This is a genomic window from Micromonospora sp. WMMD708, assembly GCF_049315245.1.
GTDB lineage: Bacteria > Actinomycetota > Actinomycetes > Mycobacteriales > Micromonosporaceae > Micromonospora > Micromonospora wenchangensis.
In genome coordinates, this window is sequence record NZ_CP186060.1 from 3,118,671 (window position 1) to 3,142,790 (window position 24,120).

General features: G+C 71.3%; 24 protein-coding genes and 2 riboswitches. Of the genes, 16 read left to right on the forward strand and 8 right to left on the reverse strand.

Going from position 1 to position 24,120, the window contains the following annotated elements; translation table 11 throughout:
- Positions 1–40: 40 nt before the first annotated feature.
- The 10 genes from gcvH (at position 41) to gcvP (ending at position 10,724) form a co-directional block, all read left to right on the forward strand.
- On the forward strand, positions 41–421 hold the full coding sequence (gene gcvH, locus ACN260_RS13780) for a glycine cleavage system protein GcvH (protein ID WP_422756708.1): 381 nt from the start codon (positions 41–43) through the stop codon (positions 419–421).
- Positions 422–638: 217 nt separating this feature from the next.
- Complete coding sequence (gene odhI, locus ACN260_RS13785; RefSeq protein ID WP_067311506.1) at positions 639–1,091, forward strand: oxoglutarate dehydrogenase inhibitor Odhl; 453 nt, start codon at positions 639–641, stop codon at positions 1,089–1,091.
- Positions 1,092–1,141: 50 nt separating this feature from the next.
- A complete protein-coding gene (locus ACN260_RS13790; RefSeq protein WP_204928411.1) occupies positions 1,142–1,837 on the forward strand; it encodes a MerR family transcriptional regulator in 696 nt (231 codons plus the stop codon).
- Between the two features lie 181 nt (positions 1,838–2,018).
- Positions 2,019–2,483 carry a bifunctional nuclease family protein gene (locus ACN260_RS13795; RefSeq protein ID WP_088647333.1) on the forward strand — a complete coding sequence of 155 codons (465 nt, stop codon included), beginning with the start codon at positions 2,019–2,021 and terminating at the stop codon, positions 2,481–2,483.
- Positions 2,484–2,659: 176 nt separating this feature from the next.
- On the forward strand, positions 2,660–3,265 hold the full coding sequence (locus ACN260_RS13800; protein ID WP_422756346.1) for a MerR family transcriptional regulator: 606 nt from the start codon (positions 2,660–2,662) through the stop codon (positions 3,263–3,265).
- 451 nt (positions 3,266–3,716) lie between these two features.
- Positions 3,717–4,862 carry a nitric oxide synthase oxygenase gene (locus tag ACN260_RS13805; RefSeq protein ID WP_422756709.1) on the forward strand — a complete coding sequence of 382 codons (1,146 nt, stop codon included), beginning with the start codon at positions 3,717–3,719 and terminating at the stop codon, positions 4,860–4,862.
- A gap of 2 nt (positions 4,863–4,864) precedes the next feature.
- Complete coding sequence (locus ACN260_RS13810) at positions 4,865–6,094, forward strand: globin domain-containing protein (protein ID WP_422756347.1); 1,230 nt, start codon at positions 4,865–4,867, stop codon at positions 6,092–6,094.
- A complete protein-coding gene (locus ACN260_RS13815) occupies positions 6,091–6,726 on the forward strand; it encodes a hypothetical protein (RefSeq protein WP_422756348.1) in 636 nt (211 codons plus the stop codon). Before ACN260_RS13810 ends, ACN260_RS13815 begins: the two co-directional genes overlap by 4 nt.
- 60 nt (positions 6,727–6,786) lie before the next feature.
- Positions 6,787–7,659: an NAD-dependent protein deacetylase gene (locus ACN260_RS13820; protein WP_422756349.1), complete on the forward strand. Its 873-nt coding sequence runs from the start codon at positions 6,787–6,789 to the stop codon at positions 7,657–7,659.
- 66 nt (positions 7,660–7,725) lie between these two features.
- Positions 7,726–7,823: riboswitch (glycine riboswitch) on the forward strand.
- 78 nt (positions 7,824–7,901) lie between these two features.
- Positions 7,902–10,724, forward strand: coding sequence for an aminomethyl-transferring glycine dehydrogenase (gcvP, locus tag ACN260_RS13825; protein WP_422756350.1), 2,823 nt, complete (start codon positions 7,902–7,904; stop codon positions 10,722–10,724).
- 118 nt (positions 10,725–10,842) lie between these two features.
- On the opposite strand, the gene ACN260_RS13830 is transcribed toward gcvP, so the two are convergent.
- The gene (locus tag ACN260_RS13830; RefSeq protein ID WP_088647339.1) at positions 10,843–11,043 is read right to left on the reverse strand and encodes a DUF5999 family protein; all 201 of its coding nucleotides are present in this window, start codon (positions 11,041–11,043) and stop codon (positions 10,843–10,845) included.
- Between the two features lie 123 nt (positions 11,044–11,166).
- Here ACN260_RS13830 and ACN260_RS13835 point away from each other — a divergent pair, with 123 nt between their 5' ends.
- From ACN260_RS13835 to def, 3 genes are read left to right on the forward strand one after another with little or no spacing between them, the layout of a single operon-like run.
- Positions 11,167–12,378 carry a chorismate-binding protein gene (locus ACN260_RS13835; protein WP_422756351.1) on the forward strand — a complete coding sequence of 404 codons (1,212 nt, stop codon included), beginning with the start codon at positions 11,167–11,169 and terminating at the stop codon, positions 12,376–12,378.
- A gap of 10 nt (positions 12,379–12,388) precedes the next feature.
- A complete protein-coding gene (locus ACN260_RS13840) occupies positions 12,389–13,174 on the forward strand; it encodes a TetR/AcrR family transcriptional regulator (protein WP_422756352.1) in 786 nt (261 codons plus the stop codon).
- Positions 13,175–13,184: 10 nt separating this feature from the next.
- Complete coding sequence (def, locus tag ACN260_RS13845; protein WP_422756353.1) at positions 13,185–13,694, forward strand: peptide deformylase; 510 nt, start codon at positions 13,185–13,187, stop codon at positions 13,692–13,694.
- Here the strand turns inward: def and ACN260_RS13850 are convergent.
- Positions 13,674–14,468 carry a GNAT family N-acetyltransferase gene (locus ACN260_RS13850; protein WP_422756354.1) on the reverse strand — a complete coding sequence of 265 codons (795 nt, stop codon included), beginning with the start codon at positions 14,466–14,468 and terminating at the stop codon, positions 13,674–13,676. The two genes, def and ACN260_RS13850, sit on opposite strands and share 21 nt — an antisense overlap.
- Positions 14,469–14,471: 3 nt before the next feature.
- Positions 14,472–14,819: a winged helix-turn-helix transcriptional regulator gene (locus ACN260_RS13855; protein ID WP_422756355.1), complete on the reverse strand. Its 348-nt coding sequence runs from the start codon at positions 14,817–14,819 to the stop codon at positions 14,472–14,474.
- Between the two features lie 98 nt (positions 14,820–14,917).
- On the opposite strand from ACN260_RS13855, the gene ACN260_RS13860 reads away from it, so the two are divergent.
- On the forward strand, positions 14,918–15,532 hold the full coding sequence (locus tag ACN260_RS13860) for a malonic semialdehyde reductase (RefSeq protein WP_422756356.1): 615 nt from the start codon (positions 14,918–14,920) through the stop codon (positions 15,530–15,532).
- Positions 15,533–15,578: 46 nt separating this feature from the next.
- On the opposite strand, the gene ACN260_RS13865 is transcribed toward ACN260_RS13860, so the two are convergent.
- Positions 15,579–16,337, reverse strand: coding sequence for a sulfite exporter TauE/SafE family protein (locus ACN260_RS13865; protein WP_422756357.1), 759 nt, complete (start codon positions 16,335–16,337; stop codon positions 15,579–15,581).
- Between the two features lie 190 nt (positions 16,338–16,527).
- Here ACN260_RS13865 and ACN260_RS13870 point away from each other — a divergent pair, with 190 nt between their 5' ends.
- Positions 16,528–17,307, forward strand: coding sequence for an endonuclease/exonuclease/phosphatase family protein (locus ACN260_RS13870; RefSeq protein WP_422754194.1), 780 nt, complete (start codon positions 16,528–16,530; stop codon positions 17,305–17,307).
- A 15-nt stretch (positions 17,308–17,322) separates the two neighbouring features.
- On the opposite strand, the gene ACN260_RS13875 is transcribed toward ACN260_RS13870, so the two are convergent.
- The 3 genes from ACN260_RS13875 to ACN260_RS13885 all read right to left on the reverse strand — a co-directional run bounded on the left by ACN260_RS13875 (position 17,323) and on the right by ACN260_RS13885 (position 20,874).
- Positions 17,323–18,219: a bifunctional 5,10-methylenetetrahydrofolate dehydrogenase/5,10-methenyltetrahydrofolate cyclohydrolase gene (locus ACN260_RS13875; RefSeq protein ID WP_422754195.1), complete on the reverse strand. Its 897-nt coding sequence runs from the start codon at positions 18,217–18,219 to the stop codon at positions 17,323–17,325.
- A gap of 13 nt (positions 18,220–18,232) precedes the next feature.
- Positions 18,233–18,314: riboswitch (ZMP/ZTP riboswitch) on the reverse strand.
- A gap of 94 nt (positions 18,315–18,408) precedes the next feature.
- Complete coding sequence (locus ACN260_RS13880) at positions 18,409–19,299, reverse strand: hypothetical protein (RefSeq protein WP_422754196.1); 891 nt, start codon at positions 19,297–19,299, stop codon at positions 18,409–18,411.
- A gap of 75 nt (positions 19,300–19,374) precedes the next feature.
- The gene (locus ACN260_RS13885) at positions 19,375–20,874 is read right to left on the reverse strand and encodes a PLP-dependent aminotransferase family protein (RefSeq protein WP_422754197.1); all 1,500 of its coding nucleotides are present in this window, start codon (positions 20,872–20,874) and stop codon (positions 19,375–19,377) included.
- Between the two features lie 42 nt (positions 20,875–20,916).
- On the opposite strand from ACN260_RS13885, the gene ACN260_RS13890 reads away from it, so the two are divergent.
- Positions 20,917–22,809 carry a hypothetical protein gene (locus ACN260_RS13890; RefSeq protein ID WP_422754198.1) on the forward strand — a complete coding sequence of 631 codons (1,893 nt, stop codon included), beginning with the start codon at positions 20,917–20,919 and terminating at the stop codon, positions 22,807–22,809.
- Here the strand turns inward: ACN260_RS13890 and ACN260_RS13895 are convergent.
- Positions 22,759–23,799 carry a tyrosine-type recombinase/integrase gene (locus tag ACN260_RS13895; protein WP_422754199.1) on the reverse strand — a complete coding sequence of 347 codons (1,041 nt, stop codon included), beginning with the start codon at positions 23,797–23,799 and terminating at the stop codon, positions 22,759–22,761. The two genes, ACN260_RS13890 and ACN260_RS13895, sit on opposite strands and share 51 nt — an antisense overlap.
- Positions 23,800–24,120 lie beyond the last annotated feature (321 nt).

The window sequence follows — 24,120 nt, forward strand, 5'->3', positions numbered from 1 at the left end:
CCGGGTGGTCCCGGTGCACCGATGGATGAGGGACGCGCTGGTGATTCCTGAGGATCTGCGTTACACCGCCGAGCACGAGTGGGTGGTGGGTGCCGAGGGCGGTAACGTTCGGGTGGGTATCACCCAGTTCGCGCAGGATGCGCTGGGTGACATCGTGTTCGTCCAGTTGCCGGACTCCGGTGCGGTGGTGGAGGCCGGTGAGTCGTTGGGTGAGATCGAGTCGACCAAGAGTGTGTCGGAGATCTACGCGCCGGTGAGCGGGACGGTGGCGGCGCGCAACGAGGCGTTGGCCGACACTCCTGAGGTGATCAATTCTGATCCGTACGGTGCGGGTTGGTTGGTGGAGATCGTGCCGGTGGATCCGGCGGCGGTGGACGGGTTGTTGACCGCGGCCGCGTATCGTGAGCTCACCGAGAGCTGAGTGGTGTCGTGCCGGGCGTGGGTGTTTCTGCCGCGCGTCCGGTTGCCCTGCATTTCGGCGCTGGCTAGGCTCGCCCAGTCGACCGAGAACCCCAAATTGGTGCAGTGTTGGGTGATTGCCTTTCGTGGGCAGGGGGAGCCAGCCGCCGGGTGATCTTCCCGGGGGCCGTACCCGCCGTTATCCTGTGCTGACCGAAACTGATCCGTGAGGTGGTCCCATGACGCGCCCAGGCGACGAGTTCCCCCCGCTCGACGTCACTTCGACGCTCAATCTCGGTTCGTTGGACGAAGTGCTGGAGGGTCCGGACACCGATGTGGTGCCGAGTCGGATGTCTGGCTCGTTGCCGCCGGGTATGGCGCTGCTGGTGGTTCGACGGGGCCCGAATGCGGGTGCCCGGTTCCTGTTGGACCATGACGTGACGACGAGTGGCCGGCATCCGGACAGTGACATCTTCCTGGACGATGTGACGGTGTCGCGGCGGCATGCGGAGTTCCATCGGGATTCCGGGACGTTCACGGTGCGGGATGTGGGGAGTCTGAACGGCACCTACGTGAACCGGGAGCGGGTGGAGGCGGCCACGTTGAGCAATGGTGACGAGGTGCAGATCGGTAAGTTCCGGGTGGTCTTCATCGCCGGTCCTCGCCCGGAGGAGGAGGCCGGCCGGGGGTGAACGAGCCTGCGGCCTCCATGCCGTCCGGGGCGGCCCGGTCGCACCCGCTGATGAGTATCGGTGAGGTGTTGGGTCAGCTGCGGGTGGAGTTTCCGGACGTCACGATTTCGAAGTTGCGGTTCCTTGAGGCCGAGGGTCTGGTGGAGCCGCAGCGGACGGCGGCGGGGTACCGGAAGTACAGCTGGGACGATGTGGCCCGGTTGCGTTTCGTGTTGACTGCGCAGCGTGATCAGTATCTGCCGTTGCGGGTGATTCGTGAGCAGTTGGCGCAGTGGGACGGTGGTGAGGAGGCGCCGGGTCGGCAGCGGCCGACGTTGGTGGCGGTGGGTCCCGGTGGTGAGGTGCCGGGCCGGTCGGCGGAGGAGCCTGAGTCGCAGGTGCGGCTCGGGCGGGCCGATCTGGTGGCGCGTAGTGGGATCGCCGAGTCGACGTTGGGTGAGTTGGAGCGGCTCGGGGTGTTGGTGCCGGATCCTCCGGGGTGGTATGACGCGGATGCGTTGATCATCGCGCGGGCGGTGGCGGGTTTGGCGGCGTACGGGTTGGAGCCTCGGCATCTGCGGGGTTACCGGTCGTCGGCGGATCGTGAGGTGGGTTTGTTCGCGCAGTTGGTGGCGCCGTTGGCGCGGCAGTCCGATCCGGCGGCGCGGGCGCGGGCGGCGGAGACGGCGCGGGAGTTGGTGGCGTTGTCGCAGCAGTTGCATGCGGCGTTGGTGCGGGTGGGGTTGCGGTCGACGTTGGGTCGGTGACGGGTTCGGCTGGTGTGTGCGGAAGGTTCTGCCCCGGGGAGCGTGCCGTAGGCTTGCCGGGGTAACCCCTTTTCCGGCGCGGTGCGGGGCTGGTGCGGTGGGGACTGCCGTGTCGTGGTCCGTGTACCGTGCAGGGACGGGGCGCGGTGCGGGTGTAGGCGACAACGACACGGAGGCGGCGGTGCGCGAGCTGAGCGTGGTCGGGGTTCGGGTGGAGCTGCCCAGCAACCAACCGATCGTCCTGCTCAGGGAGGTCGAGGGCGACCGCTATCTGCCGATCTGGATCGGTGCGGTCGAGGCCACGGCCATCGCCTATGAGCAGCAGGGGGTCAAACCGGCCCGGCCGTTGACGCATGATTTGTTGCGGGACGTGCTGGCGGCGTTGCAGGCGCCGTTGCGGGCGGTGGAGATCACCGAGTTGAAGGAGAACGTCTTCTACGCGGATCTGTTGCTGGGTGACGGGGTGCGGGTGTCGGCCCGGCCGAGTGATTCGATCGCGTTGGCGTTGCGGGTGGGTGCGCCTATTCGTTGTGCGGAGCAGGTCCTCAGTGAGGCGGGGATCGTGATTCCCGACGAGCAGGAGGATGAGGTGGAGAAGTTCCGGGAGTTCCTGGAGCAGGTGCGTCCGGAGGATTTCGCGGGCTGATCGTGGCTTCGTCGTGGGTGTCGCGGTGGCGATGCCGGTGTCGTGGTGTGTCGTCGCGCGGCGTGTCGCGGCGGTTTCTCCGTGGTAACCGCTTGGTGCGGCGTTAGGGTTGCCGTGTCGAGGGGTGTGCGTCGGTGGCACCGGCGTGTTACCGCACTGACGGGGAGGTTGTCGGGATGCACGAGCCGCGGGAGCCTGAGCCAGGTGTGGAGCGGGGCGAGTCGGTGGCGGTCGCGTCGTCGGTGCCGGTGGACGGTGATGGTGCGGTCGGGTACCGGGGTGTGACGGCCTGTCATGCGGTCGGGATCAGTTATCGCCAGCTGGATTACTGGGCGCGGACGGCGCTGGTGGTGCCGAGTGTGCGGGACGCGTCGGGTTCGGGGACGTCGCGGTTGTATTCGTTCCGCGATCTGGTGGTGTTGAAGGTCGTGAAGCGGCTGCTGGACGCCGGGGTGTCGTTGCAGAACATCCGTAAGGCGATCGAGGCGTTGCGGTCGCGGGGGGTGGAGGACCTGGCGGGGATCACGCTGATCTCGGACGGGACGACGGTGTACGAGTGCCGGTCCCCGGAGGAGGTGGTGGATCTGTTGCAGGGTGGTCAGGGGGTGTTCGGGATCGCGATCGGTGGGGCGTTCAAGGAGATCCAGGGTTCGTTGTCGCATCTGCCGGCGGAGCCGGCGGTGCCTGGTGGTGGTGAGGTTGCGGCGGCGCAGGAGGGTGTGTCGTCGGAGGTGGTGGGTGATGAGTTGGCGGCGCGGCGGGCGCGGCGTCGGGCGGGTTGATTCGGGTGGTGTGGGCGCCGCGGCCGGGTTCCGGTCGCGGCGTCGTCGTGTCCGGGTGGTGCCGGGTGTCGGATCGATGTGGTGGGTGACCGTGGGTGGTGTCGGGGTGGGTGGGGCCGTCGTTGCCGTCCATATGGGACGTTCCGGGGTGGAGCGCTGTTGTTGACAGGTGTGGTCCGGCCAGGAATCCTGTCCAGGGCGATCACCAGAGACACCGATCGGGTCACGGTGAGTGACGGTTGGTGGTGGCGTCGAGCTGATGCGTGGAGCATGGTGCGGGGGTCGCATCCGTGGTCCCGCCGAGGACGGGAAACGAACCGAAGTGCACATCGATCACTATGTCGGCCTGGGTTCCGCGCGGGCCGGCGGTGCTGTCGCCGATCATGCCGCCGAGTCGCGTTGCCCGGTCACCGGCGCGTCGCCGGTCGAGCCGGTCGGCTCCGATGGGGACGTGCTGGCCGAGGCGACGGAGTTCCTGGAGGCGTTGCACGCCGAGCGGCGGTTGCCGGGGTTGGCGGCGCGGTTGGCGGAGGTGCGGGAGGAGGTCGCGTTGACCGGCTCGTACCGGCACACCCGCCAGGAGTTGGAGTACGGGGCGAAGGTGGCGTGGCGGCAGTCGGCGCGGTGTGTGGGTCGGGTGCGGTGGGCGGGGTTGCGGGTGCGGGACCGTCGGCATGTGACGACGGCGGCGGGGATCGCGCAGGAGTTGGCGGCGCATCTGGCGGCGGGGGACAACGGGGGTCGGATCCAGTCGGTGATCACGGTGTTCGCGCCGGACCGGCCGGGGGTGGGTCCGCGGGCGCGGATCTGGAACGACCAGTTGGTGCGGTACTGCGGTCATGTGCGCGCCGATGGTGGGGTGTTGGGTGATCCGGCGCAGGTGGCGATGGTGCGGGCGGCGCGGCGGTTGGGGTGGCGGCCGCCGCCGGTGCCGGGGCGGTTCGATCTGCTGCCGTGGGTGATCGAGACGGCGCACGAGTCGCCGTCGGTGTGGGAGGTGCCGCGGGAGTTGGTGCGGGAGGTGGCGTTGACCCATCCGGATCATCCGTGGTTCGCGGATCTGATGCTGCGTTGGCATGCGCTGCCGGTGATCAGTAACATGCGTCTGCGTATCGGCGGGGTCGACTACAGTTGCGCGCCGTTCAACGGTCACTACCTGGGTGACGAGATCGGGACCCGGAACATGGGCGACCGGGAACGGTACGACCAGTTGCCGGTGGTGGCGGCGGGGTTGGGGTTGGACACGTCGCGGGAGGACACCCTGTGGCGGGAGCATGCGGCGTTGGTGTTGAACCAGGCGGTGCTGCACTCGTTCCGGGTGGCGGGGGTGCGGGTTTCCGATCCGCACACCGAGTCGGAGTTGTTCATGAAGTTCTGCGCGCAGGAGGAGCGGGCGGGTCGGCCGGTGCACGGTGACTGGTCGTGGTTGAACGGGAGTGTGGGGTGGGCGGCGTTGCATGCGGTGCACCACCGGTACTACGACACCCGGGTCCCGAATCCGAATCTCTGGCAGACTGACCGCGTTTACGACCCGGATGGTGTGGTGGCGATGACGTTGCGTGAGCGTCACGACGTGGCTCGCGCGCAGGAGGACTGACGATGGACAACGTGGCGTTGCGCCAGAGTTGGAGCCAGTTCTCCGCCGCCGGGCCGGAGGCGGCGAAGTATTTCTATGCCACGTTGTTCGTGGTGGCGCCGGAGGCGCGGTCGATGTTCCCGACGAACATGCAGTACCAGGAGGACAAGCTCCTGGCCGCGTTGGGGCACATCATCACCAGTCTGGACGATCCGGAGGCGTTGACGGCGTTCGCGCAGCGGTTGGGTGCGGACCACCGGCGGTTCCACGGTCACGACCAGCGGGGTAATCCGGTGGTGTTGGGGGAGCGGCACTACATCTGGGTGGGTCAGGCGTTGCTTGCCACGTTGGAGCGTTTCCTCGGCCCGTACTTCACGCCGGCGTTGCGGGCGCAGTGGGCGGCGGCGTACGAGCTGGTGGCGAAGATGATGCTGGACGGGGCGGCGGAGGCGGAGCGGTCGTCGCCGCCGCACTGGGAGGCGGAGGTGGTGACGGCGGAGCGTCGTCGCGCCGACATCATGGTGTTCACGGTGCGTCCGAACTATCTGTGCAACTACCGGCCGGGGCAGTCGCTGCCGGTGCAGGTGCCGCAGTTGCGGACGTGGCGGTACCTGTCGCCGGCGAACGCGCCGCGGGCGGACGGGACGATCGAGTTCCACGTGCGGGCGGCGGGCCGGTTCTCCACGCATCTGGTGCGCCGGTTGCGGGCGGGGGAGCGGTTGTTGTTGGGGCATCCGACGGGGTCGGCGTTGTCGTCGTACGACCGGTCGCCGCACCTGCCGTTGTTGCTGATCGCCGGGGGCACGGGGTTGGCGCCGTTACGGGCGGTGGTGGAGGCGGTGCAGCAGGGTGCGGGGCGGCGTACGACGCTGGTGGTGGGTGGTCGTACCCCGGATGACCTGTACGACGAGGCGGCGTTGTCGCGGTTGGCGGCGATGCCACCGGCGGCGGGGTGGCAGCATGCGGGTACGGGCTGGTTGCGGTATGTGCCGACGGTGGAGACGGGGTGGGGTTGGCAGGGGGCGATCGGTCGGGCGGGTGACACGGCGGTGCGGTTGGGGCCGTGGGCGGATGCGGAGATCCTGGTGTGTGGGAGTCCGGAGATGACCCGGGACACGGTGGCGATGCTGGTGCGGTCGGGTGTGGCGCCGGAGCAGATCCTGACGGAGAGCTATGATCATTCTCTCTATCCGCCGCTCGCCGGGGCCGGTGCCGTGGGCCCGCGCGACTTCAGTGGGACAGGTGCCCGATGAGCGTCGACCACTCCGACCGGGTTTCGGCGGAGCAGGGTGAGATCGCCCGTCAGTTGTCGGTGTTGGAGGAGCGGCGGTTCCGGGGTAGCCACTGGTTGTCCGCCGACGAGGTCGCGGCGGTGGTGCGGGCGGCCGACGACCGGATCGGGTTGCTGACGGCGGAGTTGGAGCGGCAGCGGCGGGAGAACCAGGGGCTGCTGAGTCAGGTGGAGATGCTGCGGCACGGGACGTTGCCGAGCACCGCGCCGCAGGGGCCGGATCCGATGACCGTCGAGTTGGCGATGCGGGCGCAGGACGAGGCGAACCGGACGATCGGTGAGGCCAGCGCGGAGGGCGCGGAGATCATCGCCGATGCGCGGCGGCAGGCGGAGGAGATCCTCGCCGATGCGCACCGGCGGGCCGGTGAGCTGGGTGCGGCGGCGGTGCCGGCTGCCGGGCCGTCGCCGGAGTTGGCGGGGAAGTTGCAGGCGTTGGAGGAGCGGCACGCGGCGGCGTTGGCGGCGGTCGCGGCGGCGCAGCAGCAGCTGAACCGGTGGCAGTCGTATCTTGCGGCGCAGTCGGAGCAGTTGCGGGCGGACGCGGCGGCGGCCGGTGGGGCGAGCGCCCAGCTGCGGGCGGTGCTGGGCGGCTGACCCGCGCCGGCCACCACGCGTGCCCGTGCGGGTCGCCGCCGCTGGGGTGGCTGAGGCAGCATGGGACGGGTGACGGAGACGATCGACGCGGTGGCCGCCCTGGTGGCGGCCGGTGGTGTCGTGGTGGTGAGCGGGGCGGGGCTGTCCACCGAGTCGGGTATCCCCGACTACCGGGGGCCGACGGGTGCGGCCCGTCGGCACACGCCGATGACGTACCAGGCGTTCGTCGGGGATCCGGTGGCGCGGCGACGCTACTGGGCGCGTAGCCACCTGGGGTGGCGCACGATCGTGGGGGCGAGGCCGAACGACGGGCACCGGGCGGTTGCCCGGTTGCAGGCGGCCGGCCTGGTCGACGGGGTGATCACGCAGAACGTCGACGGTCTGCACACGGCGGCGGGCAGCGGGCGGGTGGTGGAGTTGCACGGCCGTCTGGACACGGTGGTGTGCCTGCGCTGCGGTGACCGGACGTCGCGGGCGGAGTTGCACGGGCGGCTGGTGGCGGCGAATCCGGGGTTCGATGCGACGGTGGCGGTGGTGAATCCGGACGGTGACGTGGATCTCGACGACGATCGGGTGGCCGGGTTCCGGATGGTCGACTGCGACTGTTGTGGCGCGGGGATGCTGAAACCGGACGTGGTGTTCTTCGGGGAGTCGGTGCCCGCGGCGCGGGTGGCGGGGTGTTTCGCGATGGTCGACGCGGCGCGGGCGGTGCTGGTGCTGGGGTCGTCGTTGACGGTGTTGTCGGGGCGGCGGTTCGTGCTGCGGGCGGCGAAGTCGGGCATTCCGGTGGTGATCGCCAACCAGGGTGTCACCCGTGGTGACGGGTATGCGGCGCTGCGGGTGGACGCCCCGTTGGGGCGGTTCCTGCCGGCGCTCGCCGACCGGGTGGCGGCGGTCGTGCCACCCGGGTCGGGTCTGCTGGCGGCGGGATGATCTCGCGCGGGTGGGGGTACGACATCCGCCGGTAACGGGGGCGCTGGTAGCGTTGACCATGCCGACACCACCCGCGCGGGAGAGATCGCCCAGCAGTATCCGGGCGACGCCGAAGGGGCAGATTCTCCCCGGAACCTCTCAGGCAGAAGGACCGCGACGGGCAGGCACTGTGGAGCGCCCGTGGCGTGACTCAGGGGGAGGCCGATCCGTCGACCTCGCCGCCTGAGTCAGGAGCGTCACGCATGACCGTAGAGCAGTTCGCCGACCGGCACATCGGTCCCGGTCCGGACGACGAGCGCCGCATGTTGGAGGCCGTCGGGTACGGGTCGATCGACGAGCTGATGGACGCGGCGATCCCCGAGGTGATCCGTTGGCACGGGGCGTTGGATCTGCCGGCGCCGGCCACCGAGCGGGAGGCGATCACCGAGTTGCGGGCGTTGGCGTCGCGCAACACGGTGGCGGTGTCGATGATCGGCCTGGGCTACCACGGCACCCACACCCCGGCGGTGATCCGCCGTAACGTGCTGGAGAACCCGGCCTGGTACACGGCGTACACGCCGTACCAGCCGGAGATCAGTCAGGGCCGGTTGGAGGCGCTGCTGAACTTCCAGACGATGGTGACGGACCTGACCGGCCTGGCGACGGCGAACGCGTCGATGCTCGACGAGGCGACCGCGGCGGCGGAGGCGATGACGTTGGCGCGGCGGGCGTCGAAGAGCCGCAGCGCCGTGTACGTGGTCGACGCCGACGCGTTGCCGCAGACGGTGGCGGTGCTGTGCGGCCGGGCCGAGCCGTTGGGTATCGAGGTACGGGTGGTGGACCTGGACACGCAGGAGTTGCCGGCGGAGTTCTTCGGTCTGCACCTGCAGTATCCGGGGGCGTCGGGGCTGGTGCGGGATCATGGGCCGCTGGTGGTGGCGGCGCATGCGGTGGGCGCGTTGGTGACGGTGGCGGCGGACCTGTTGGCGTTGACGCTGCTGCGGGCGCCGGGGCGGATCGGGGTGGACATCGCGGCGGGCACCACGCAACGGTTCGGGGTGCCGATGGGGTTCGGGGGGCCGCACGCCGGTTACCTGGCGGTGCGGGCCGGGTTGGAGCGGATGCTGCCGGGTCGGCTGGTCGGGGTGTCCCGGGACGCGGCCGGTGAGCCGGCGTACCGGTTGGCGTTGCAGACGCGGGAGCAGCACATCCGGCGGGAGAAGGCGACCAGCAACATCTGCACGGCGCAGGTGTTGTTGGCGGTGATGGCCGGCATGTACGCCGTGTACCACGGGCCGGACGGGTTGCGGCGGATCGCCGACCGTACCCGGTCGATGGCGCTGCGGTTGGCGGCGGGGCTGCGCGCCGGTGGCGTGGAGGTCGTCGACGGGGTGTTCTTCGACACGGTGACGGCGGTGGTACCGGGTGGGGCGCAGCGGGTGGTGGCGGCGGCGCGGGAGCGGGGTGTGAACCTGCGGCTGGTCGACGCCGACCGGGTGGGGGTGTCGTGTGACGAGACGACCACCGGGGAGCACCTGGCGGTGGTGTGGGAGGCGTTCGGGGTGGACCCGGTCGTCGGGGACGTGGCGCAGGCGGTGCCGGCCGGGTTGGCGCGGGACACCGACTTCCTCACCCACCCGGTGTTCCGCAGCCACCACAGCGAGACGGCGATGCTGCGGTACCTGCGTCGGCTGGCCGATTTCGACTACGCCCTGGACCGGGGCATGATCCCGTTGGGGTCGTGCACGATGAAGCTGAACGCGACCACCGAGATGGAGCCGGTGACGTGGCCGGAGTTCGCCCATCTGCACCCGTTCGCCCCGGCCGAGCAGACCGCCGGTTACCGGGAGCTGATCGGGCAGTTGGAGGGGTGGCTGGCGGAGGTGACCGGCTACGACGCGGTCAGTGTGCAGCCCAACGCCGGGTCGCAGGGGGAGTTGGCGGGGTTGTTGGCGATCCGCGCGTACCACCGGGACCGGGGTGAGGGTCACCGGAACGTGTGTCTGATCCCGTCGTCGGCGCACGGTACGAACGCCGCGTCGGCGGTGATGGCCGGGATGCGGGTGGTGGTGGTCGGGTGTGACGCCGACGGCAACGTCGACCTGGTCGACCTCGACGCGAAGATCGACAAGCATCGGGACGCCTTGGCGGCGATCATGGTGACGTACCCGTCGACGCACGGGGTGTACGAGACGGGTATCGCGTCGCTGTGCGCGAAGGTCCACGACGCCGGCGGCCAGGTGTACGTGGACGGGGCGAATCTCAACGCGTTGGTCGGGTTCGCCAAGCCGGGCCGGTTCGGGGCGGACGTGTCGCACCTGAACCTGCACAAGACGTTCTGCATTCCGCACGGCGGTGGCGGTCCGGGGGTGGGTCCGGTGGCGGTGCGGGAGCATCTGGCGGCGTACCTGCCGGGTGACCCGTCGGGTGCCCGGGTGCAGGGTGCGCCGGCGATCTCGGCGGCCCGGTACGGGTCGGCGGGCATCCTGCCGATCCCGTGGGCGTACCTGCGGATGATGGGCGCGGCGGGGCTGGCCCGGGCGACGGGGGTGGCGGTGCTGGCCGCGAACTACGTGGCGGTGCGGCTGCGCGAGCACTTCCCGGTGCTGTACGCGGGCAACAAGGGCCTGGTGGCGCACGAGTGCATCCTGGATCTGCGGCCGGTGACGAAGGCGACCGGGGTGAGTGTCGACGACGTCGCGAAGCGGCTGATCGACTACGGGTTCCACGCGCCGACGATGTCGTTCCCGGTGGCGGGGACGCTGATGGTGGAGCCGACCGAGAGTGAGGATCTGGCCGAGCTGGACCGGTTCTGCGACGCGATGATCGCCATCCGGGCGGAGATCGACAAGGTGGCCTCGGGTGAGTGGCCGGCGCAGGACAATCCCCTGGGTAACGCGCCGCACACCGCGGCGATGGTGTCCGGGGACGGGTGGCCGCATCCGTATCCGCGGTCGGTGGGTGCCTACCCTGCCGGGGTGGACCGGGTGGGGAAGTACTGGCCGCCGGTGCGGCGCGTCGACGGCGCGTACGGCGACCGGAACCTGATGTGTTCGTGTCCGGCGCCGGAGGCGTTCCAGGACTGAGGCGCGGTGCCGGGGCGGCGGTCGTGCCGCCCCGGTGCGGCGACCGGGGGAGGGCGGCCCCCCGCGTGGGGGCTAGCCTGGTGTGACGGGTCGGCGACGCCGACGCATCGTGACCGGGTCAGGCGACGAGGGCGTGCCGGGCCGGCCCGCGGTGCGGGGCGATGGTGCTGCCGTCAGGGAGGAGTTCACCGGTGTCCTCGAAGACGATGACACCGTTGCAGAGCAGGCTCCAGCCCTGCTCTGGGAAGCAGGCGATGACCCGGGCGGCATCCCGGTCGGTCGCTTCGGCGGAGGGACAGGGGATCTGGTGCTGGCACATCGGGTTCTCCGGACTGTGGGGGCACTGTGTCATGGTTCACATGACCAGTGACGCACAGTACCAAGGTTCGGCGCGCCGGATCGAGCAGCCTTCCGCCATGTTGCCCGGAAATCCGCTGAACGGATGAGGAAGAATCAGCCACCCGGCGTGGAAACGCTCCCAACGGCCCCGGTCGACGTACCCGCCGTACCGGAGCGCTGCCGCAGCGTGCTCGTGGAACGGGACCGCTACCTGTGGCACGTCACCGACGGTGGCGACCCGGCCGCCCAGATCACCGCCTTCCTCACCGCCCACGGCCTGCCCGTCGACGACCTGACCCGCCCGGCGACCCACCGCACCGACGGCCCCTGCGGCGCCGCCCTGTTCGTCTCCGCCGCCGCCGGCGCCCGGATGGCCGGCGCACCCACCGGCCCCGCAAGCCCCGTGCCCGCCCTACCCGACGTGGCCGTCGTCGTCTACGACCACGGCCCCCGCCGACCGCCCCCCACCGCACCGGCACCCGAGCGGCTGCGTCTCGGACCGTGGCGGGACAGCTGGAGCGGCACCCGGCACGCCGACGCCGTGCGTGCCGTGCGCGCCGCGATCGGCCGCGGCGACGTTTACCAGGTCAACGTGGTCGGCCACGCCGCCGCCACCTACACCGGCGACCCCCGGCCCGCCCTGGCCCGCCTCGCCGGACTGCCCGGTGCCCGCTACGGCGGCACCCTGCACGGCGACGGATGGAGCATCGGCTGCGCCTCACCGGAAACGCTCGTCGCCGTGCACGCCGGCCGGGTCGTCACCCGCCCCATCAAGGGCACCCGCCCCGCCACCCCGGCCGGCCGCCGTGACCTGCTCGCCTCCGCCAAGGAACGCGCCGAACACATCATGATCGTCGACCTGGAACGCAACGATCTCGCCCGGATCGCCCGCACCGGCTCGGTGACCGTCGACGACCTGTTCACCGTCCGCCGCTGGTGTGACCTGTGGCAGGCCGAGTCGACCGTGTCGGCGGCCCTCGCCGACGGGACCGGCCTGACCGACCTGCTGCGCGCCACCTGCCCCGGCGGGTCGGTCACCGGGGCGCCGAAACACGCCGCGCTGGCGTTGATCGCCGCCGTGGAACCCGTCGGCCGGGGCGCCGGCATGGGCGCGTTCGGCTGGATCGGCCCCGGCCACCTCGACCTGGGCCTGACCATCCGCACCGCCGCCGCCGACCACGACCGGCTGCACCTGTGGGCCGGCGGCGGCATCACCTGGGACAGTGACCCCGCCGCCGAGGTCGCCGAGGCCGCCGCGAAGGCCGCCCCGCTGCGGGCCCTGCTCGCCGCCGGTCGAGCGCACCGGGGCCGTTAGGGTGGCGGGCATGCACGTCGAGTACAGCGGCACCGGTGACCCCGCCCGCAGCCTCGCCCTGCTGTGGCGCACCCGCGAGCGGGTCAGCCGCAGCGGCGGCCTCGGCGTCGACCAGATCGTGCGGGCCGCCATCGACGTCGCCGACGCCGAGGGTCTCGCCGCGCTGTCGATGCGCCGGGTCGCCGAACGTCTCGGCGTCGGCACCATGTCCCTCTACACGCACGTGCCCGGCAAGGGGGAACTGCTCGACGTCATGCTCGACACCGTGCACGGCGAGACCCCCCGCCCCACCGACGTCCCCGGCGGCTGGCGCGGCCGCCTGGAGCGCATCGCCCGGGACAAGTGGGCGCTGTACCTGCGCCACCCGTGGCTGTTGCAGGTCGCCACCACCCGTCCACCGCTGGGCCCCCAGGTCACCGCCCGCTACGACTACGAACTACGCGCCGTCGAGGGCACCGGCCTGACCGACCTGGAGATGGACGCCGTGGTCACCCTCGTCGACTCCTACGTCCACGGCGCGGTACGCGGTGCGGTGGAGGCCGCGCAGGCCGCCGGCCGCACCGGCCTCACCGACGAACAGTGGTGGCACGCCCACGCCCCCTACCTGGAGAAGGTCATGGACCCGGCGCGGTTCCCCACCGCCGCCCGGGTCGGCGCCGCCGCCGGGCAGGAGTACCAGGCCGCCACCGACCCGACCCGCGCCTTCGACTTCGGCCTGGCGCGCGTCCTGGACGGCATCGCCGCCCTGATCGCCGACCGGTGCGCCGGGTCACCGCCGCCGGTGACCCCCCGATAGCCTTCCGGACATGACCGTACGCCCGATCCGGATCATCGGTGATCCCGTCCTGCGCACCGCCTGCACCCCGGTGACCCGCTTCGACGCCGCCCTGCAACGGCTCGTCGACGACCTGATGGACACCCTCACCGGCGAACCGGGCCGGGCCGGTGTCGCCGCCCCCCAGATCGGCGTCGACGCCCAGGTGTTCGTCTACGACGCCGACGGCCACCGGGGGCACCTGATCAACCCCACGATCGAGCTGTCCGACGAGATCCAGGACGACGACGAGGGGTGCCTGTCCATTCCCGGCCTGTACTTCCCGACCCGCCGCGCCCTGCACGCCACCGTGCACGGCGTCGACCGGCACGGCGACCCGTTGACCATCTCCGGCAGCGGCTTCCTCGCCCGCGCCCTGCAACACGAGACCGATCACCTCGCCGGCCGGCTCTACGTCGACACCCTGCGCGGCGACGTGCGCCGCAAGGCCCTGCGGGAGATCCGCGCCGGCCGGTTCGACTCACCCCGCCGACGCGGCTGACCCCGCCCCGACGGTCATCGTGTACTCGCCGAACCCGGCGACCCGGGTGAACCCCAACCGTTCGTAGAGGCGCACCGCGACCGTGTTGTCGGCCCGCACGTTCAACGTCACGTGGTCGACGCTCGCGGCCAGCCGGGCACACAACGCGGCCACCACCGCAGCGCCCAGCCCCCGCCCCCGCACCTGCGGACGGGTGGTCACGTTCCCCACCGCGGCCACCCGGTACGTCGGCGACCACACGTGCACCCCGGCCACCGCCAGCAGGGCGTCGCCCTCGCGTATCCCCACGTAGTGGCCGGTGTCGAGCATCCGCGGGTCGAACCAGTTCCCCGGGTACGCCGCCGCGTACAGGTCCCGCAACGCCGGCAGGTCCGCGGTGTCGAGCACCTCACCCTGCGCGGCGGTGCCGGCGATCCGCCCCGGGTCGGTCAACGCCATCCGCAGGTGCGCCCCGGCCGGGGTGAGGACGTACCGGCCCGCGAGGACCCGCTCCAGGCCGGGGGACAGGTGCGCGTACAGGCGGGCCGGCAGCACCGGGGCTACCTCGTCGAGCAGCGCCGTCATGACGGCGCCGTCGCGTTGCGCGGCGAACGCCAGCAGCACCGGCTCGGCCGCCCCGTGGTAGAGCAGCACCACCTGGTCGCCGCGCCGGAACCACGTCGTGTACGGCCAGAAGAAGTCGTCCAGGTCACCCAACTGGTAGGCGTGCAGCACCGGATCGCGGCGCAGCAGCGCGGCCAGCTCGGCGCGGTCGTGTTCGGCGCGGACCGGCACCGGTCAGCAACGACCCGTGGGGAGGTTCTCGTCGGCCCACCGGGCCAGCTCGTCCAGCGCCGGCAGCAGGGCCGCGCCCCGCCCGGTCAACTGGTAGCTGACGCCCAGCGGGGGACCCTCGCGCACCGTGCGGCTGACCAGGCCGACCCGGGCCAGCTCACCGAGCCGGTCGGACAGCACCGACTCGCTGATGCCGGGCAGCGCCCGCGCCAGCTCGGCGAAGCCGGCCGGCCCCTGGGCGAGGGTGCCCAGGATCATGCCGTTCCACCGCTTGCCGAGGAACGCGAACGCCCGGGACAGCCCCCCGGGGCAGGCGCGGGGCCCGCCGTCGGTCGGGGAGCACGTCGTCATCGACCCAGCATACGTGGTCCGCAACTCACCCTAGCCACTTCGAAAAAACTAGCTGCTACTCTGGCCGCAGCACATCGTCGATCCGACCGGAGGACACCATGACCGACGTACTGCCCGACCACCTCATCACCCTCGACCCGCAGGCCCAGGCCCAACTGTTCACCGAAGCCCGCACCGCCAACACCTTCACCGACACCCCCGTCAGCGACGAACAACTCCGCGCCATCTACGACCTCGCCAAGTACCCACCCACCGCCATGAACGTCCAACCCCTGCGCGTCCTGTTCGTCCGCCCCGGCGACGGCCGCGACCGCCTCCTCACCCACGTCGCCGAGGGCAACCGCGCCAAGACCGCCACCGCCCCCGTCGTCGCCGTCCTCGCCGCCGACACCGACTTCCACGAACACCTCGACACCATCTTCCCCATCCGCCCCGGCATGCGCGAACACTTCGCCGCCGACCCCACCACCCGCGACGGCATGGCCCGCTTCAACGCCGGCCTGCAGGTCGGCTACTTCCTGCTCGCCGTGCGCGCCGCCGGCCTCGCCGCCGGACCCATGGGCGGATTCGACGCCACCGGCGTCGACAACGAATTCTTCACCGACACCGGCTGGAAGTCCCTGCTCCTGGTCAACATCGGCCACCCCGGCCCCGACGCCTGGCACCCCCGCCTGCCCCGCCTCGACTACGACACCGTCGTCCGGCACGCCTGACCCACCCCTGACGACCAGTGGCTGGCCCGCCGAGCACCCACCCCGCTCAGCCGGCCAGCCACTGGTCGTACCCCAACTTCGCCACCAACGCCAACACCACCACCAGCAACACCACCCGCACGAACCCCGCACCCCGACGCAACGCCATCCGCGCCCCCACCAGCGCCCCCACCACGTTGCACACCGCCATCGCCGCACCCAACGCCCACCACACGTGCCCGGTCAACCCGAACACCACGAGCGCACCCAGATTCGTACCCGCGTTCACCACCTTCGCCATCGCCGAGGCATGCACGAAATCCGACCCCAGAACCGCCGTGAACGCCAACACCAGGAACGTGCCCGTACCCGGCCCGATCAACCCGTCATACAGAGCGATACCCAGACCCGCCACCCCCACCGCCACCACCACCCGCACCGGCGTGCGCCGCTGCGGTGCCGCCACCACACCCAGCGACGGCCGCGCCAGCACGAACACCGCCACCGCCACCAGCACCACCAGCACCACCGGCCGGTACACGCCACCCGGCACCGCACCCGCCAACGCCGCACCCAACCCCGCCGTCAACACCGCCAACCCGGCCGCCGGCCCCGCCACCGCCCAGTCCAGCCTCGTCCGCCGCGCATACGTCACCGCCGCCGTCGACGTACCGAAGATCGCCGCCACCTTGTTCGTCCCCAACGCCGTCGCCACCGGCACCCCCGGCGCCGCCACCAACAACGCCGGCAACAACAACAACCCACCCCCACCCACCACCGCATCCACCCACCCCGCCAGGGCAGCCGCAGTCAGCAGAGTCGTCAACGACACAGGATCCACGGCCGGCCATTCTCCCCGCCCCACCCGGCCACCCACCCGCCCAGGTGGCCCACCTCACCGCCCACGCCGCCGCCGCAACCACACCCCCACCACACCCACCGCCACGAACACCAGCACCGAACAACACAGCAACTTGATCATCCAGCAACTGTCCCACGCCACGTAGGGTGCACACGTGCGCCTGGCCACCTTCAACCTGCTCCACGGCCGCTCCCTGACCGACGGACTCGTCGACCCCGACCGGCTCACCGCCGCCGTCCACGCCCTCGACGCCGACATCCTCGCCCTCCAGGAAGTCGACCGCGACCAGTCCCGCAGCGGCCACCACGACCTCACCACCATCGCCGCCCACGCCCTCGACGCCCCCGAACACCGCTTCGCCGCCGCCGTCGTCGGCACCCCCGGCGAACACTTCCGCCCGCTGCGCCACGACGACGACGGCCACGGCGAACCCTGCTACGGCATCGGCCTGATCAGCCGCCACCGGGTCCGCAGCTGGCACGTCACCCGCCTCAACCCCGCACCCGTACGCTCACCCCTCTACGCCCCCGGCCCCGGCGGCGGCCTCATCCTCCTGCGCGACGAACCCCGCGTCGTCCTCGCCGCCGTCCTCGACACCCCCCACGGCCCCCTCACCGCCGCCGCCACCCACCTGTCCTTCGTCCCCGGCTGGAACGCCTACCAACTCCGCCGCGTCGTGCGCGCCCTGCGCGCCCTACCCGCCCCCCGCATCCTCCTCGGCGACCTCAACCTCCCCGCCGGCCCCGCCCGCCTGCTCACCGGCTGGCAACCCCTCGCCCGCCACCCCACCTACCCCGCCACCGCCCCCCGCGTCCAACTCGACCACATCCTCGCCGACCCCCACGACCGGCACCGGCTACCCCCGGTCACCGCCACCGCCACCCCCCGCTCCACCATCTCCGACCACCGCCCCCTCGTCGTCGACCTCGGCTGAACCGCCCCCACCCGGTCACCCCCGTCCCACCGCCCGCTGCGCCGCCCGCAACGCGTTACGGAACAACATCGCCACCGTCGTCGGACCCACCCCACCCACCCGCGGCGTGATCGCCCCCGCCACCCGCGCACACGACTCGTCCACATCCGGCAACAACCGACGACCCTCATACCGCACCCCACCACCCACCACCACCGCACCCGGGCGCACATGCTCCGGCCGCACGATCCCCGGCACCCCCGCCGCCGCCACCAGGATCTCCGCCCGCCGCGTGTACCGCGGCCAGTCCGCCACCCCCGTGTGCACCACCGTCACCGCCGCGTTCGCCGTCGGCCGCTTCTGCGCCAACAACATCGCCAACGGACGCCCCAACGTCGCACCCCGACCCAGCACCACCACCTCCCGCCCCGCCACCGGCACCCCGTGGAACGCCAACAACGCCTCGATCCCCGCCGGCGTACACGGCAACGGCCCCGGCAACCCCAACGCCAACCGGCCCATGTTCACCGGATGCATCCCGTCCACGTCCGAATCCGGATCCAACACCTCCAACGCCCGGTCGTAATCCAGATGCCCCGGAACCGGATGCTGCACCAACACCGCGTGCACCCCGGCGTCGTCGTTGAAATCCCGCAACACCCGGTGCAGATCGGCCTGCGACGCCGACCCGGGCAGCCGCACGTGCGGCGACGCGAACCCCAACTCCGCCGCCTGGCGAGACTTGATCCGGATGTACCCGACGCTCGCGTCGTCGTCACCCACCAGCACCGTCGCCAACGCCGGCACCACCCCGGCCGCCCGCAACGCCGCCACCCCCTCGGCGACCTCGGCGAGAATCCGCTCCGCCACCGGCCCACCCGGCAACAACCGGGCCGTACCGGACATGGGGGAGAAGGACGAGGAAACAGACATGACCCACCTCGACCACGGAGGCCCAGGCGGTCGACCCCCGCGACGAGCTCCCCGATGGTTGACCCATCCCCGTGCCGCCAGTCGCATCCACCACCACCATGCCACAAACCCGCCGCACACACCGCCCGCCACCACCACACGCGCCGGGCCCGGCCGCCACACGACGACCGGGCCCGGCTGACCGACCCGCTACGAGACCGTGATCTGCGCGACCCCACCAGCCGGATTGCTGATGATGCCGACCATCGACCGGCGACACGACCCGATGAGCGGATCGTTCGCACACCCCGGGGCGCTGTAATCCACCGCCACCACCTGGATCCGATGATTGGCCACCGTCGGCGAGTAGTTGAACGGCGAACCCACCGGACAACTACTGCCGCTCCACTGCGAACCCAGCAGACCCAGATCCGTCCAGACACCCCCGGCATCCATGTCGTTGATCCAGATCCGCAGCGGCCGCCGGTCGTTGTGACAGTTGTACGTCAACAACGTCCGCACCCCGGTCACCCCCGAATCCGGCGGCGTGACCATCGCATCACCCGACCAGATCAGATTGACCCCCCACGGCCGACTGCCGTACACCACATAGTCGTTACGGCTGCGGTTGAACAACGCCTGACCACCCGCCGTGGTGATCAGATTCCACTCGTACACCGCGGTGGCCGACCACACCAGGTCGATGCCGTAACTCTGCGCACCCCACCGCAGGTAACCACCGCCCGGAACCCGCAACGCCACCTTCGTGGTGCTCGTGATCGGCGCATTCGTCGGCAGACCCTCCCCGTACACCTCCCACCGGGAATTCGGCCAGTCGGTCCAGTTCAGATTGATGCCGTAGTCGCGCTCCGCATACCGCAGCGCCTTCAGACCATTGCTCTGGTTACGCATCGGGCCGTACCCACCACTCCACGTCGGCAGGCCCTCCCAGTCGACGACCGCACTCGGCGGCGCCGCCGCCGACACACCCGACGCCGGAACCGCCGACACACCCGACCCGGCCGACGCCGGCACCGCACCGGTCAACCCGGCGAGGACCACCGCCACCACCAGGCAGAGCACTCTGTGAACACGGGACATGTCTCCTCCGAATCAAGACACCAGCACGGACACCCCTAACGGCGTTCCACCCCGTGCCATCCCGTTCCACCTCCCTCAGTACGCCGCACCCACCTCCTCCGGCGCCCGCCGCGCCATCGCGGCCAACAACGCCACACTGCCCCGCAACGTCTCCACATCCGGCGACGACGTCGACAACCGCACCGCATCCGGCACCGGCACCCCCACGACCGCATAGTCGGCCGCCGGACTGATCACCACCCGCTGCCGGGCCGCAGCGGACACGAACGCCCCCGCCGACCACCCACCCGGCAACCGCCACCACACGTGGTACGACCCAGGATCAGCACGCACGTCGAACCCGGCCAACACCTCCGCCACCACCGCCTGCCGCAGCCGCGCATCCTGCTGCTTGAGCCGCACGATCCGCTGCGCCGTACCATCGGCCAACACCGCGGTCGCACACGCCAACGCCACACCCGGCACCCCCCACGTACCGGAACGCACCGCCGCCGCGACCCGCCCGCTCAACCTGGCCGGACACACCAGCAAACCCAGATTGAGCCCCGCACCCACCCGCTTGGACAAACTGTCCACCAGGATCGTCTGCTCGGGAGCATGCGCGGCCAACGGCAACTCCCCGTCGCACAGAAACGAATTGATCCGGTCCTCGATCGCGACCAGACCCAACCGCGCGAGCCGCCCACCCAACTCGGCCCGCCGACCCGCCGACATCGTCATCCCCAACGGATTGTGCAACGAGGGCTGAAGGTAGACCGCCGCGAGCGGAGCCCGACGATGCGCCTGCTCCAACGCCGACCCACTCAACCCCTCCCCATCCATACCGATCGGCACCAACGTCACACCGTGCCGCGCCGCGATCGTCTTCACCACCGGATACGTCAACTCCTCCACCCCGAGCCGCTGCCCCGGCGCCACCAACGCCACCATGGCCGCCGCGATCGCCTGCCGCCCACTACCGGTGAACAGCAACCGCGCAGGATCCACCACCCACCCCGGCCGAGACAGGAAGGACGCACCGACCCGCCGCGACTCCCGCGTCCCGTCCACCGGCACCGGATGCATCGCCGCCTCCAAGCCCGCCGGCACCAGCACCCGCCCCAACGCCCGCGCCACCATCGACGACTGCCCCGGCAACACCGGAAAGTTGGCCTCCAGATCGACCAGGCCCACATCCCCCGACCACACCGAGGAATCCGCCACGAACGTGCCCCGCCCCACCGCCCCGGCCACCAGACCCCGCCGCGCGAGCTCCTGATACACCCGAGCCGCCGTCGACACCGCCATACCGTGACGCCGGGCGAACTCCCGCTGGGGGAGCAGCCGCTGCCCCGGCCGCATCCGCCCCGACCGAATGTCGGCCGCCACCGCATCGGCCACCAGCCGGAAATCGTCGCGCACCGTCACCCTCACCTCCACCGGACCAGGCACACCCACGCCCCCGCAGCGCCTCCGATCAATCCGACCACAACCTCGGTGCAATAAACAGACGCCCAACCACGGAAAACCCCCGAATGTCAGATTCCCGGCCGCAGACGCCGTTGACGCCACCAACCAAACCGATGCGAGACTCACCTCAATCACCCCATTGACTCGGTTCATTGAGAGGTGTGACCCGTGAGGACACCCACCACCACCCACCCGACCGAACTGCTCCGCCGCGCCACCGACGCCCTGTGGACCGACGGCGACCTCACCACCAGCCGCATCCACTTCGACGCCGCCTACCGCGCCGCAGAAGCCGCCGACGACCACCACACCCGCACCCTCGCCGTCACCGGCATGGGCGGCCTCTGGGTCCACGAACACCGCACCACCAGCGACGCCACCCTCCTCCTCCACCGCCTCCACCACGCCATCGCCACCACCGACCCCCACACCCCCCTCGGCATCCGACTACGCGCCCGACTCGCCGCCGAACACGACTACCGCACCGCAACCCACACCGACACCCTCACCCTCGCCACCCAGGCCCGCACCACCGGCGACCCCGTCACCATCACCGAAACCGCAAGCCTCGCCCACCACTGCCTCCTCGGCCCCGACCACACCCGACTACGCCACGAACTCAGCCAACACGCCCTCACCGCAGCCCTCGCCACCGGCCGCCGCAGCGACCTCCTGGTCGCCCTCCTCTGGCGCACCGTCGACCAGTTCCTCGACACCCACCCCCAAGCCGAACGCAGCCTCACCGAACTCCACACCCACCTCACCCACCGCGACCACCTCGCCGTGTCCTACGTCGCCCACGCCATCGACGTCATGCTCACCATCCGCGCCGGCAAACTCACCGAAGCCCACGCCCGCGCCGCCACCTGCGCCCAACGAGGCATCACCGCCGGCGACGCCGACACCACCGGCTGGCACGGCGCCCACCTGACCACCATCGCCTGGTACCAAGGCCACCTCGCCGACCACCTCCCGACGCTGCGCGAACTGGCCGTCTCACCCACCCTCAGCGCCGTCGACCACTCATACCAGGCAGCACTCGCCGTCGCCTCCGCCCTCGCCGGACACCGCCGCGAAGCCACCGCCGCCCTCGCCCGCCTCCGCCAACCCGACCTCACCACCCTGCCCCGATCCAGCAGCTGGCTCGTCACCCTCCACGGCATCGTCGAAGCAGCCCACCTCCTCGACGACGGCCACCTCGCCACCGAGGCCTACAACCTCCTCACCCCCTACGCCGACCGACCCATGCTGGCCAGCCTCGCCATCACCTGCTTCGGCAGCACCCAGCACGCCCTCGGCACCGCCGCCCTCACCGCCGGCGAAACCGACCGCGCCATCACCCACCTCCACGCCGCCGTACACGACAACCTCAGGCTCGGCCACCTCCCCGCCGCCACCCTCTCCCGCGCCCGCCTGGCCCAGGCCCTCGACCAGCGCCCCGGCCAACACGACCGCCGAGAAGCCGAACGACAACGCCACCTCGCCCACACCGACGCCACCGAACTCGGCATGACCCTCCCCACCCCACCACCACGCCCCCGCACCCCCCACCGCCCACACATCCGGTGCCACCGCCACGGCCGACACTGGCAGCTCAGCCTCGGCCACCGCACCGCCACCATCGACGACTGCGTCGGCGCCCGATACCTCGCCACCCTCATCGCCAACCCCGGACACGACATCCCCGCCATCCAGCTCGCCGGCGGCACAGCACCCACCACCGACCACCAACCCGTCCTCGACGACACCGCCAAACGGGCCTACCAGCGACGACTCCGCGACCTCACCGCCGCCATCGACGAAGCCGACGACGCCCACGACCCGCGCCGCGCCGAACAGGCCCGCACCGAACGCCAGTGGCTCATCGACGAACTCGCCGCCCACACCGGACTCCACGGTCGCGACCGCACCTTCACCGACAACACCGAACGGGCCCGCATCGCCGTCGGCAAGGCCATCCGCCGTGCCCTGGACCGCATCACCATCAGCGACCCCGTACTCGGCGACCACCTACGCACGACGATCAGCACCGGCACCCGCTGCTCCTACCGCCCGAGCTGAACCCGACACCAACCCCACCAACACCCGGTTCGTCCGGTTCGACCGCACCGCCGCCCGCTGCTGACCCGCCGTCACCTCGATGTACGTCTGCGACGACGCCAACGACGCATGCCCCAACAACCGCATGATCTCCGCCGCCCCCGCCCCGTCCTCGGCCAACCGGGTGGCGAACGTGTGCCGCAACGCGTGCAACCGGGCCCCCGCCGGCACCCGGTCGGTGATCCCCGCCCGCCGGTAACAGGAATCCACGAGATACTGCAACCCGCCCCGCCGCAGCGGCTCACCCCGCCGGTCCACCAACAACACCCCGTCCCGGCGTACGCTGCGCGCCCCGAACCGCCGCCGCCGACTGTCCAGGTAGGCCGACACCACCTCGTCCAGCTCCGGCTCCACCGGCACCACCCTCGGCCGGCCACCCTTGCCGTCCACCGCCACCCGCCGCTCACCGACCCGCCCCGACACCGACGACACCCGCAACGCCAACAGCTCCGCCAGGCGCAGCCCCGCGCACAACGCCAACGCCAGCACCGCCACGTCCCGCTCCGGCCACGGATCGCGCTGCCGCGCGTCCTCCCGCGACACCGATTCCAGGAGCACCTCCGGCGTGTCCTCACCCCGCAACGGCTTGGGCTGGGGGAGCGGGGTACGGGGACGCCCCACCGCCGGCATCGGGTTGCCCGCCACCACCTGCTCGGCCACCAGGAACGAGAAGAACCCGTTCCAGCTCGACCAGGCCCGGTGCACCGACGCCGCCGCCCGGGGCGCGGCGAACCGGGCGAACGCCGCCCGCATCAACCGCGGGGAGAGAGCGGAGATCGTCAGCTCGTGGGGGGACAGGGGAGGGGTGCACTCCTCGCCGGCCAGCGCCGCGACGGTCCGCAGATCCCGCCGGTACGCCTCCTGGGTGTGCGGTGAGGGTTTGCGGGCGGCGCGCGCGGTCAGGAACTCCTCGATGAGCAGCCCTACCGATTCGTCCTGTTTGTCATGCATAAGGGATATTATGCAGCTTTCTCGGGTTGTCGGCGACCGAGGGGAGGGGAGCGACGTCAGGCTGCTCCGCGGTGCGTGCGGACCGGGTCGCACCCGCCGACATCGCCCACGCTCTCGGCGGAGCACCAGCGCGTGGGGTCCTACGGCTGGACGTTGGTCCGGTCGGCAGTGGAGGCCGGCCATGCGCGGCCAACTGGCGCGTCCTGCCGCCTGGAAGACCGACGGCTCGCCCGTGGGGCCGGCGGCGGTGCGACCCCGCTGCTGCGGGTTTCCATCGCGCGGGTGTGAGAAGCAGCGGGGCGTGGCTGTGGAGACGGGCAG